Source organism: Isoptericola sp. NPDC057391 (assembly GCF_042668085.1).
In the GTDB taxonomy this organism is placed as follows: Bacteria; Actinomycetota; Actinomycetes; order Actinomycetales; family Cellulomonadaceae; genus Isoptericola.
Map to the genome: position 1 here is coordinate 1 of NZ_JBHVBO010000148.1, position 10,538 is coordinate 10,538.

Genomic DNA, 10,538 nt, shown 5'->3' on the forward strand with positions numbered 1-10,538 from the left:
GGGCTCCACCCCGCGCCCGGCCGGCCGGGCCGGCGGCGCCGACCGCCGCCCCCGGCGCGGCCACGACGGCTGGTGGCCCGTCCTGTTCGTGCTGCCCACGATGTTCGGCGTCGTCCTCTTCTACCTGTGGCCCATCGTCCAGACCGGCTACTTCTCGTTCACGGAGTGGGGCGCGTTCGGCGGCCAGACCTGGGTAGGCGCGGAGAACTACGTGCGCCTCGCGAGCGACCCGGACCTCGGGACGGCGGTCGTCAACACGCTCGTCTACACGGCGATCGTGCTGCTCGGGATCCCCGTCGCCATGGTCGTCGCGAGCCTGCTCAACCGGCCGGGCATGCGGTTCACGGCGTTCTACCGCGTCCTGTACTTCATGCCGTACGTCGCGATGCCGACCGCGGTCGCGATGGTGTGGCGCCTGATCTTCAACGGCGACTTCGGCGTCCTCAACTGGCTGCTCGGGCTCGTCGGGATCGACGGGCCCGCCTGGACCTCGACGCCAGGCTTCGCCCTGGTCGCGGTGTCGGTCGTGGGCCTGTGGACGTCGTTGGGCTTCGCCATCATCATCCTGTCCGCCGGCCTGCGGAACATCCCGCCGGAGCTCTACGAGGCCGCGGCGCTCGACGGCGCGACCGCCTGGCGGCAGTTCCGCTCGGTGACCGTGCCGCTGCTGACGCCCAGCGTCTTCTTCGTCACCGTGATCACGGTGATCAACGGGTTCCAGCTCTTCGACCTGCTGTACGCCCTCATGGGCCAGGCGAACCCCGCGATCCAGCAGACGCAGTCCCTCGTCTACCTCTTCTACAACGAGGCGTTCCTGCGCAACGACAAGGGCTTTGCCGCCGCGATCGCGATGGTCATCCTGCTCATCGTCGGCGCCGTCACCCTGCTCCAGTTCCGCATGCAGAGGAGGTGGGTCACGTATGCCTGAGGCGACCCTGACCCGCGCGCCCGCGGGTGCCGCCCCCCGCCGCCGCGGCTCGCGCCACGGCTCGAACGCGTGGGCCCACGTGCTGCTCGCCACGGGCGGCGTCGTGATGGTGTTCCCGTTCGTGTGGCAGCTGCTCACCTCGCTGTCCACGAACGCGCAGGTGATGAGCGTGCCCCCGGTGTTCTGGCCGGGGGAGCTGCAGTGGGGCAACTACGCCGAGGTGTTCTCCAAGCTCCCGTTCCTCCAGGAGTTCTGGGTCTCGGTGTCCATCACCGTCGTGCGGACGGTCGGGCAGCTCGTGCTGTGCTCGATGGCGGGCTACGCCTTCGCGCGGATGCGGTTCCCGCTGCGCGGGGTGCTGCTGGCGCTCGTCCTGTCGATCCTCATGGTCCCGTCGCAGGTCTACCTGATCCCGCAGTACCAGATCGTCAACGGGCTCGGGTGGCTCAACACCGTCGCCGGCATCGCCGCCCCGGGCGTCTTCAGCGCGTTCGGCACGTTCCTCATGATGCAGTTCTTCAAGGGCGTGCCCGACTCGCTGGAGGAGGCGGCGCGGCTCGACGGGGCGAACCCGTTCCAGGTGTTCTGGCGCGTCATGCTGCCGCTCGCGGGGCCCAGCCTCGGCGCCCTGACCATCATCACGGTCCTGTGGTCGTGGAACGACCTGCTGTGGCCGCTCATCGTCTCGACGCGGGCGGAGAGCATGCCTCTGGCCGCCGGCATCGCGACCTTCGCCGGGCGCACCACCACCGACTACACGGTGATGATGGCGGCGAGCGTGCTCGCCATGGCCCCGATCCTGCTGCTGTTCATCGTCCTGCAGCGGCGCGTGATCGACGGCCTCGCCCACTCCGGACTCAAGTAGGGAGCACGATGTCTGCACCACCCGCACCAGCCCTCACCGTCGGACTCGTGGGTGCCGGGGGCATCGCCCGCGCCCACGCCCCCGCCTGGCGCGCCCTCGGCGCCGAGCTCGTCGTCCACTCGGCCGACGGCGCCGCCGAGCTCGCCGCCGCGCACGGCGGTCGGGTCGCCGCCGGCCTCGACGAGCTGCTCGACGTCGCCGACGTGGTCGACGTCGTGACCCCGACCCCGGTCCACCTCGAGGTGGCGTCGGCCGCCCTCGCGGCCGGGCGCCACGTCCTGTGCGAGAAGCCGCTCGGCCGCACGTCGCGCGACGCCGTCGCGATGCTCGACGCCGCCCGCGCGGCCGACCGGCAGCTCTACCCGGGGCACGTCGTGCGCTTCTTCCCGGAGTACGCCCTGATGCGCGAGGCCGTGCAGGCCGGGCAGATCGGCCGGCCCGCCGTGCTGCGGTTCGCGCGCGGGGGCATGTTCCCCTCCTGGTCGCCGTGGTTCGTGGACGACGCGCAGTCGGGCGGCGTGGTGCTGGACCTCATGATCCACGACCTCGACGTCGCCCGGTGGGTGGCCGGTGAGGTCACGAGCGTGCACGCCACCCGGCGCTCCCTCGAGGACGGCGGGGCCCCCCACACGCTCGCCCACGCCGTGCTCACCCACGCCGGGGGCGCGATCACCCACGTGCGCGGGCTGTGGGGGGCGCCGCACACGACCTTCCGGACGTCGTTCCACGTCGCCGGCGACGCCGGCACGCTGCGGTTCGACTCGGCCGAGGCGGCGGGGGTGCGCACGGACCTCCCCCCGGTCCCGGCCGGAGGGCAGGACCGGCCGGCCCCCGCCGCCGGCGAGAGCCCGTACCTCACCGAGATCCGTGAGGTGGCCCGCGCTTTCGCGGCCTCCCCGGCGGCGTTGGCGCCCGACGACCCGCACCACCCGAGGGTGAGCGCCGTCGACGGCGTGATCGCCGTCGAGATCGCCGAGGCGGCGCTCGCCTCCGTCGCGTCCGGGGAGCCCGTCGCCCTGGACACCGCCGCCCGGGCCCGTGCCCTGGCCGACCTCGAGACCACCGGGAGCCGAGCATGACGCCCACCCCGGCCCTGCTGCGGGTCGCGATCCTGTCCTTCGCGCACGTGCACGCCGCGTCGTACGTCGCGCTGCTGCGCGACCGGCCCGACGTCGAGCTCCTCACCGCCGACCCCGACGCCGCCACGGCCCCGGCCGGCGAGCTGCGCGGAGCAGCCTTCGCCGCGGAGCACGGCGCCGCCTACGTGGACACCTACGCGGCGGCGCTCGCCTGGCGGCCCGACGCCGTCATCGTGTGCAGCGAGAACTCCCGGCACCGGGACGTCGTCCTCGCCGCCGCGGCGGCCGGGGCGCACGTGCTGTGCGAGAAGCCGCTCGCGACCCGGGTCGAGGACGCGGAGGAGATGGTGGCGGCGTGCGACGCCGCCGGGGTACGGCTCATGACGGCCTACCCCGTGCGCTTCAGCCCCGAGTTCGGCACCCTGCGCGCGCTGGTGGCGTCGGGCGCGCTCGGCACGGTGCTCGGCGGGACGGGGACGAACAACGGCAAGGTGCCGGCGGGCCGGGCCTGGTTCACCGACCCCGAGCTGGCGGGGGGCGGGGCGCTCGCGGACCACGTGGTCCACCTCGCCGACCTGCTCGACGCGCTGCTCGGGGAGGAGCCGGTCGCGGTGCGCGCGGTGAGCAACCGGGTGCTGCACGGGGACGACCCGCAGGTGCGCGCGGAGACCGGCGCGCTGGTGAGCCTCACCTACGCGGGCGGCGCGGAGGTGGTCGTCGACTGCTCCTGGTCCGTGCCGGACGGCGCGCCCACGTGGGGCGGCCTGACGCTGCAGGTGGTCGGCACCGGTGGCACGGTCGAGATCGACCCGTTCGCGGCGCACGTCGGCGGCCTCGCGGCGCAGGGGACGCGGCAGGCGTGGCTCGGGTTCGGCGAGAACCTCGACGCGCTGATGCTCGAGCACTTCCTGGGATGCGTGCGCACCGGGGAGACGCCGGCGCCGGACGGGCAGGTGGGCCTGCGCACGCTGCGGGTCGTCGCCGCGGCGCAGCGCTCGGCCGCCGAGGGCGGCGCGGTGGTGCGGCTGGGCGCATGACGCGACGAGGCCGGGGCACGTCGGTGCCCCGGCCTCGTCCTCACGCGGTGGTCGTCAGCGCTCGACGTCGCCGCGGATGAACGCCTCGAGCTGGGCGCGGCCCGCGGTGTCCTCCATCTGCACGGGCGGCGACTTCATGAAGTAGGTCGAGGCCGAGAGGATCGGGCCGCCGACGCCGCGGTCGAGCGCGATCTTCGCGGCGCGCACGGCGTCGATGATGATGCCGGCCGAGTTGGGGGAGTCCCACACCTCGAGCTTGTACTCCAGGTTCAGGGGGACCTCGCCGAACGCACGGCCCTCGAGGCGGACGTACGCCCACTTGCGGTCGTCGAGCCAGGCGACGTAGTCCGACGGGCCGATGTGGACGTTCCGGTCCTCCTTCTTGCCGCCGAGCGGGCCCTCGAGGTTCGAGGTCACCGCCTGCGTCTTGGAGACCTTCTTCGACTCGAGGCGGTCGCGCTGCAGCATGTTCTTGAAGTCCATGTTGCCGCCGACGTTGAGCTGGTAGGTGCGGTCGAGCACGACGCCGCGGTCCTCGAACAGCTTGGCGAGCACGCGGTGCGTGATCGTGGCGCCGACCTGCGACTTGATGTCGTCGCCGACGATCGGCACGCCGGCATCCTCGAACTTCTTCGCCCACTCGGGGTCGGAGGCGATGAAGACGGGCAGCGCGTTGACGAACGCGACCTTCGCGTCGATCGCGGCCTGCGCGTAGAACTTGTCCGCCTCCTCGGAGCCGACGGGCAGGTAGGAGACGAGGACGTCGACCTTCGCGTCCTTCAGCGCCTGCACGACGTCGACGGGCTCGGCGTCCGACTCGTCGATCGTCGCGGAGTAGTAGTCGCCGAGGCCGTCGAGGGTGTGGCCGCGCTGGACGGTGACGCCGGTGGGCGGCACGTCGGCGAACTTGATGGTGTTGTTCTCCGACGCGTGGATCGCCTCGGCGAGGTCGAAGCCGACCTTCTTCGCGTCGACGTCGAACGCCGCGACGAACTCCAGGTCACGCACGTGGTAGTCGCCGAGCTGCACGTGCATGAGGCCGGGGACGGTGTCGGTCGGGGCGGCGTCGCGGTAGAAGTGCACGCCCTGGATCAGGGACGATGCACAGTTTCCGACACCGACGATGGCAACGCGGACGGAGGTCATCCTCGCTCCTTGTTTCTCTGGGCCGGGGCGTCCTGCGCCCCGGCGCTGTGGTCGCGGGCGCGGCCGAGAGCACGGTCGCGTTCCGTGGTGATGAGTCCGTCGAGCCAGCGCACCTCGCGCTCGACCTGTTCGAGCCCGTGGCGCTGCAGCTCGAGGGTGTACTCGTCGAGCCGCTCGCGGGTGCGTGCGGCAGACTCTCGGACCGCCTCCAGGCGCTCGGTGAGCCGGGTTCGCCGGCCTTCGAGGATACGGATGCGGGTCTCGGCGTCCGTCTGCGCGAAGAACGCGAAGCGGACGTCGAAGTTCTCGTCCTCCCAGGCGGCCGGTCCGGACGACGCGAGGACGGTCTGGAGGTGCTCCTTGCCGTCCGCCGTCAGCCGGTACACGATCCGCCCGCGCCGGCCCGCCAGCGGCGCCTTGCCCGAGGACTTGGCGCCGGCCTGCCGGGTGCCCGACGCCCGGCCCGTGGGGGCCGGGGCCTCGCGCTCCGTGGTCTCGATGAGGCCGCGGGCGACGAGGGACTTGAGCGCCGGGTAGAGGGTGCCGTAGGAGAACGCGCGGAACGAGCCGAGCAGCAGGTTGAGCCGCTTGCGCAGCTCGTACCCGTGCAGCGGGGCGGAGTTGAGCAGGCCGAGGATGGCCGTCTCGAGCACCACAGACCTGCTGCGCACGAGGGTTCCCCTTCCCGTCCTGTCCCGTTGTCACTGCCGACCCGTCGTCACGACGTATCGAGTCGATACATCGCGAGAATAGGACCCGCCGACACGGTCGTGCAACGGGACGCGTCGGACGCCGGCGTCCGGGCAGTTGTGAAGGTTCCGCGGAGCGCAGGCCAGAGGGGTGGGGACGCCTGGGGCCGAACCGTCGCCCCGGGCGCCCGAGGCTCCCGTCGGCCCTGCGGCATCGCCTAGTGTTCCCTGTGGTCCGCAGGCCGGCGCGCCGTTCGAGCACGACGCCGGTCCCGCACGACGAAAGGCTTGACGTGGCGAGGAGACGTCGCTTCTGGAACTACCCGCGCCCGCGCAAGGGCCCGGTGCAGCGCTGGCTGCCGTCCTGGCGCATCGTCGTCGGCACCCTGCTCACCGGGACCGCGCTGGGCGCCGGGCTGTTCGTGGCCGCGTGGAGCACCACGACGATCCCCAAGAACCTCGACGAGGTGAACAACCAGGCCACGACCGTCTACTGGTCGAACGGCAAGCCGATCGGTCAGTTCGCCGAGCAGAAGCGCGAGCTCGTCGAGCTCGACGACCTGCCCGCCTACGTCGGGAACGCCGTCGTCGCGTCCGAGGACGACACGTTCTGGACCAACAACGGCATCGACGTCAAGGGCATCGCGCGTGCGGCGCTCAACAACCTCCAGGGTGGCGGCCGCCAGGGCGCGTCCACCCTGACGCAGCAGTACGTCGAGCGGTACTACCTCAACACCGAGGACTCGTACGCGGGCAAGGCCCGCGAGGCGATCATCGCGCTCAAGGTGGCCCAGACCCAGCCCAAGGAGCAGGTGCTGGAGAGCTACCTCAACACCATCTACTGGGGCCGCAACACCTACGGCATCCAGGCCGCGTCGCAGGAGTTCTTCGGCAAGGACGCCAAGGACCTCACGCCGTCCGAGGCCGCGATGCTGTCGGGGATCATCCCGTCGCCCAACAACTGGGACCCGTCGGTCAACCTGGAGCGGGCCCAGGAGCGCTGGGAGCGCAGCATCAACCGGATGTACGAGCAGGGGTACATCACCCAGGACGAGCGCGCGAAGGCCGAGTTCCCGAAGTTCAAGAAGAAGAAGGAAGCCACCAACACCTGGGGCGGCCAGAAGGGCTACCTCCTGGCCCAGGTGCGCAAGGAGCTCGTCCGCTCGGAGAGCAACCCCGACGGCCCGCTCGAGTCCGAGCAGGAGCTGGAGACCCGCGGCCTGCGGATCACCACGACGATCGACCAGAAGCTGCAGAAGACGGCCGTCGAGGTGGAGAAGACGCTCCACGAGGACGGCACCTACGGCAAGGCGGACAAGAACGTCCGCATGTCGCTGGTGTCGATGGACCCGCAGACCGGCGCGGTCAAGGCGCTGTACGGCGGGCCGGACTACGTGAAGCAGTCGCTCAACACGGCCACGCAGGACGTCGTCCAGGCGGGCTCGACGTTCAAGCCGTTCACCCTCATGGCGGCGCTCGAGAACGACTACACGCTCGAGGACACCTTCGACGGCAACTCGCCCCACGTCTTCCCGGAGATCAAGGGCGAGGACGGCCAGCCCTGGGCGCCCGCCAACTTCGGGCTCGTGGACTACGGCCAGGTGAGCCTGGCCGACGCCACGAAGGACTCCGTGAACACGGCGTACGCCGAGCTCAACGTCGAGAACGGGCCCGAGAAGACGGTGGACGTGGCGCACCGGGCAGGCATCCGCAAGTCGGAGAACTACCCGATCGAGGCCGTGCCCTCGAACGTGCTGGGCACCGCGTCCGTCTACCCGATCGACCTCGCCCGCGCCTACTCCACGATCGCGGCGGGCGGCTACCGCACGACGCCGCACATCGTGGCGAAGGTCGAGACGCTCGACGGCACCACGCTGTACGAGGGCCCGCAGGAGCAGGAGAAGGAGTTCGACGCGGACGTCACCACCGCGGCCACCTACGCGATGACCAAGGTCGTCGAGGAGGGCTCGGGCCGCACGGCCCAGGAGCTCGGCCGACCCGTGGCCGGCAAGACCGGGACGTCGCAGGACAACCGCTCGGCGTGGTTCGCCGGCTTCGTGCCGCAGCTCACCACGGTGGTCGGCCTGCGGCAGTACGAGACGCTCGACCTCGAGGCGGGCAAGATCTCCGGCCAGGACCAGATCGACGGCTTCGGCGAGTGGGAGGAGATCACGGGTAGCTCGTGGCCGGCCCGCGCCTGGACCGACTTCATGCAGGTCGCGACCGAGGGCATGGAGACCGAGGAGTTCCCGGAGTACGTGCCGCCGCAGCCGACCTACACGCCGTCGCCGACGCCCAGCGAGACGGAGGAGGAGAAGGTCACCGTCCCCAACCTCGTCGGCCAGGACGTGGCGAAGGCGACCCAGGAGCTGGAGAAGCTGGGGCTCGTGGTCCGCACGCAGGCGCAGAACAGCGACCAGCGCAAGGGCCAGGTGCTGCAGATGTCGGGGGCGGGACAGGAGGTGCCCGTGGGCACCACCGTGACCCTCGTCGTGTCGACCGGGCAGCCCGACCAGCCGGAGCAGGTCGTGGTGCCGAACGTCGTCGGGCAACCGCGGACCACCGCCGAGCAGATGATCTACGGCGACGCGCTGAACCCGGCCGTGCGCGAGGAGTTCAGCGACCAGCCCGTCGGCATCGTGATCGGCACCGAGCCCGGCCAGGGCAGCAGCGTCGACCAGGGCTCCACCGTCACGCTGATCGTGTCGAAGGGCCCCGAGAACCCGGTCCCGACCGACCCCCCGTCCGACGACGGCGGGGGCGACAACGGGAACGACAACGGAAACGGCAACGGAAACGGAAACGGCAACGACGACGACCCGCTCGGGGTCCTCGGCGACAACTGACCGATTTCCAGGACACCCGCACGGGCGGGTATCCTGGTCGACTGGCTGTGCCCACCACCCCGGACCCTCCGGGGCGGCGCGCGGCCGACGCACGCAAGAACCCTCCTGTCACGGAACGACCGTGACCGCTGAGACCAGAGGAGGTGGGTTGAACACATGCGTCAGTACGAGCTGATGGTGATCCTGGACCCGGAGGTCGAGGAGCGCACCGTGGCCCCGTCGCTGGACAAGTACCTGTCGGTCATCTCGACCGAGGGCGGTTCCGTCGACAAGGTCGACATCTGGGGTCGTCGCCGCATGGCGTACGACATCAGCAAGCGCTCCGAGGGCATCTACGCCGTCGTCGACTTCACCTCGACGCCGGCCACCGCGAAGGAGCTGGACCGCCAGCTCGGCCTGAACGAGGCCGTGCTGCGCACCAAGATCCTGCGCACCGACGCCCGCTGAGACCTGAACCGAAACTCTGCCCCCGTCGCGGGCGGCGTCCGCGTCGACGTTGTGGATGTCGACGACATGGATGTCACCGCCCTGTGATGGGATCCCCTCACGACTCTCGGACGAACGAAGGAGCAAGGCATGGCTGGTGAGACCGTCATCACGGTCGTCGGAAACCTGGTCGCGGACCCGGAGCTGCGCTTCACCCCGTCAGGGGCTGCCGTCGCCAACTTCCGCATCGCGTCCACGCCGCGCACGTTCGACCGCCAGACCAACGAGTGGAAGGACGGCGAAGCGCTGTTCCTGTCCTGCTCGGTCTGGCGCGAGGCCGCGGAGAACGTCGCCGAGTCGCTGACGAAGGGCATGCGCGTCGTCGTGCAGGGCCGTCTGACGCAGCGCTCGTACGAGACCCGCGAGGGGGAGAAGCGCACCGTCATGGAGCTGCAGGTCGACGAGGTCGGCCCGTCGCTGAGGTACGCCTCGGCGAAGGTCACCCGCGCCCAGCGCTCGGGTGGCGGCGGCTTCGGCGGTGGCGGCGGCAACCAGGGGGGCGGCTACGGCGGCCCTCAGGGTGGCGGCCAGCCCGGCGGAGGCTTCGGTTCTTCCGGCGGCGGTCAGAGCAACGACCCGTGGGCCACGGCCGGTCCCGCCTCCTCCGGTGGCGGGTTCTCGGACGAGCCCCCGTTCTGATCGGCGCCAGTCCCCAGATCACCCGTCCTCCGACGCCGGCCCGGCCGGCACCCGTGAGGACAGCACCTGTGAAGGAGCAACACCATGGCGAAGCCTGTGGTGCGCAAGCCCAAGAAGAAGGCCAACCCGCTCAAGACGGCCAAGATCGAGTCCGTCGACTACAAGGACACCGCGCTGCTGCGCAAGTTCATCTCCGACCGCGGCAAGATCCGCGCGCGTCGCGTGACCGGCGTCTCCGTCCAGGAGCAGCGCCAGATCGCCCGTGCGGTGAAGAACGCCCGTGAGATGGCGCTGCTGCCGTACTCGTCCTCGGCCCGCTGACCGGAAGGATCACTGAATCATGTCGAAGCTGATCCTGACCCACGAGGTCACCGGTCTCGGTGAGCCTGGCGACGTCGTCGAGGTGAAGGACGGGTACGCCCGGAACTTCCTCATCCCGCGCCGTCTGGCCACCCCCTGGACCAAGGGCGCCGAGTCCCAGGTCTCCGCGATCCGCAAGGCCCGCAAGGCCCGTGAGATCGCCACGCTGGACGAGGCCAAGGCGGTGGCCGACTCGCTCGCCGCCAAGACGGTCGTCGTCACGGCGCACGCCGGCGAGTCCGGCCGCCTGTTCGGTGCCGTCACCACCGGTGACATCGCCGACGCGGTCGTGGCCGCCGAGGGCCCGCAGGTCGACAAGCGCAAGATCGAGATCGGTCAGCCGATCAAGACGACCGGTGAGTACACCGTGTCGGTGCGCCTGCACCCCGAGGTCTCCGCGAAGATCGCCGTCAAGGTCGTCGCCGGCTGAACGCCTGACGCCTGACGGTCGACGGCCCCTGTC

Annotated in this window: 11 protein-coding genes; 9 read left to right on the forward strand and 2 right to left on the reverse strand. The window is 71.0% G+C overall.

Features of this window, described 5'->3' with window-relative positions; all coding sequences use genetic code 11:
- The 4 genes from ACFUVW_RS16175 to ACFUVW_RS16190 all read left to right on the forward strand — a co-directional run.
- The coding region (locus ACFUVW_RS16175) for a carbohydrate ABC transporter permease (RefSeq protein ID WP_430572344.1) at nucleotides 1-928 on the forward strand (928 nt) is incomplete at its 5' end.
- Nucleotides 921-1,793, forward strand: coding sequence for a carbohydrate ABC transporter permease (locus tag ACFUVW_RS16180; RefSeq protein ID WP_430572345.1), 873 nt, complete (start codon nucleotides 921-923; stop codon nucleotides 1,791-1,793). The genes ACFUVW_RS16175 and ACFUVW_RS16180, both read left to right, overlap by 8 nt.
- A gap of 8 nt (nucleotides 1,794-1,801) precedes the next feature.
- Nucleotides 1,802-2,872: a Gfo/Idh/MocA family protein gene (locus ACFUVW_RS16185; RefSeq protein WP_430572346.1), complete on the forward strand. Its 1,071-nt coding sequence runs from the start codon at nucleotides 1,802-1,804 to the stop codon at nucleotides 2,870-2,872.
- Entirely contained in the window at nucleotides 2,869-3,909 is a 1,041-nt protein-coding gene (locus ACFUVW_RS16190) for a Gfo/Idh/MocA family protein (protein WP_430572347.1), read from the forward strand. Before ACFUVW_RS16185 ends, ACFUVW_RS16190 begins: the two co-directional genes overlap by 4 nt.
- A 54-nt stretch (nucleotides 3,910-3,963) precedes the next feature.
- On the opposite strand, the gene ACFUVW_RS16195 is transcribed toward ACFUVW_RS16190, so the two are convergent.
- Complete coding sequence (locus tag ACFUVW_RS16195) at nucleotides 3,964-5,055, reverse strand: inositol-3-phosphate synthase (RefSeq protein ID WP_430572348.1); 1,092 nt, start codon at nucleotides 5,053-5,055, stop codon at nucleotides 3,964-3,966.
- On the reverse strand, nucleotides 5,052-5,726 hold the full coding sequence (locus ACFUVW_RS16200) for a PadR family transcriptional regulator (protein ID WP_430572349.1): 675 nt from the start codon (nucleotides 5,724-5,726) through the stop codon (nucleotides 5,052-5,054). The genes ACFUVW_RS16195 and ACFUVW_RS16200 overlap by 4 nt, the downstream gene beginning before the upstream one ends.
- A gap of 311 nt (nucleotides 5,727-6,037) precedes the next feature.
- Between ACFUVW_RS16200 and ACFUVW_RS16205 the strand changes: the two genes are divergently transcribed.
- From ACFUVW_RS16205 to rplI, 5 genes are all read left to right on the forward strand, one after another.
- The gene (locus tag ACFUVW_RS16205) at nucleotides 6,038-8,590 is read left to right on the forward strand and encodes a transglycosylase domain-containing protein (protein ID WP_430572350.1); all 2,553 of its coding nucleotides are present in this window, start codon (nucleotides 6,038-6,040) and stop codon (nucleotides 8,588-8,590) included.
- A gap of 156 nt (nucleotides 8,591-8,746) precedes the next feature.
- The gene (gene rpsF, locus ACFUVW_RS16210; protein WP_430572351.1) at nucleotides 8,747-9,037 is read left to right on the forward strand and encodes a 30S ribosomal protein S6; all 291 of its coding nucleotides are present in this window, start codon (nucleotides 8,747-8,749) and stop codon (nucleotides 9,035-9,037) included.
- 129 nt (nucleotides 9,038-9,166) lie between these two features.
- Nucleotides 9,167-9,715, forward strand: a complete 549-nt coding sequence (locus tag ACFUVW_RS16215; protein WP_430572352.1) for a single-stranded DNA-binding protein — start codon at nucleotides 9,167-9,169, stop codon at nucleotides 9,713-9,715.
- A gap of 84 nt (nucleotides 9,716-9,799) precedes the next feature.
- Nucleotides 9,800-10,036: a 30S ribosomal protein S18 gene (gene rpsR, locus ACFUVW_RS16220; RefSeq protein ID WP_100422261.1), complete on the forward strand. Its 237-nt coding sequence runs from the start codon at nucleotides 9,800-9,802 to the stop codon at nucleotides 10,034-10,036.
- A gap of 19 nt (nucleotides 10,037-10,055) precedes the next feature.
- Nucleotides 10,056-10,505: a 50S ribosomal protein L9 gene (gene rplI, locus ACFUVW_RS16225; RefSeq protein ID WP_429731013.1), complete on the forward strand. Its 450-nt coding sequence runs from the start codon at nucleotides 10,056-10,058 to the stop codon at nucleotides 10,503-10,505.
- Nucleotides 10,506-10,538 lie beyond the last annotated feature (33 nt).

Bases quoted from the DNA above. Each gene is read 5' to 3' on its own strand.
- ACFUVW_RS16195 (WP_430572348.1), bottom strand. From the start codon at position 5,055: ATGACCTCCGTCCGCGTTGCCATCGTCGGTGTCGGAAACTGTGCATCG.
- rpsR (WP_100422261.1), top strand. From the start codon at position 9,800: ATGGCGAAGCCTGTGGTGCGCAAGCCCAAGAAGAAGGCCAACCCGCTC.
- ACFUVW_RS16190 (WP_430572347.1), top strand. From the start codon at position 2,869: ATGACGCCCACCCCGGCCCTGCTGCGGGTCGCGATCCTGTCCTTCGCG.
- ACFUVW_RS16185 (WP_430572346.1), top strand. From the start codon at position 1,802: ATGTCTGCACCACCCGCACCAGCCCTCACCGTCGGACTCGTGGGTGCC.
- ACFUVW_RS16180 (WP_430572345.1), top strand. From the start codon at position 921: ATGCCTGAGGCGACCCTGACCCGCGCGCCCGCGGGTGCCGCCCCCCGC.
- rplI (WP_429731013.1), top strand. From the start codon at position 10,056: ATGTCGAAGCTGATCCTGACCCACGAGGTCACCGGTCTCGGTGAGCCT.
- rpsF (WP_430572351.1), top strand. From the start codon at position 8,747: ATGCGTCAGTACGAGCTGATGGTGATCCTGGACCCGGAGGTCGAGGAG.
- ACFUVW_RS16215 (WP_430572352.1), top strand. From the start codon at position 9,167: ATGGCTGGTGAGACCGTCATCACGGTCGTCGGAAACCTGGTCGCGGAC.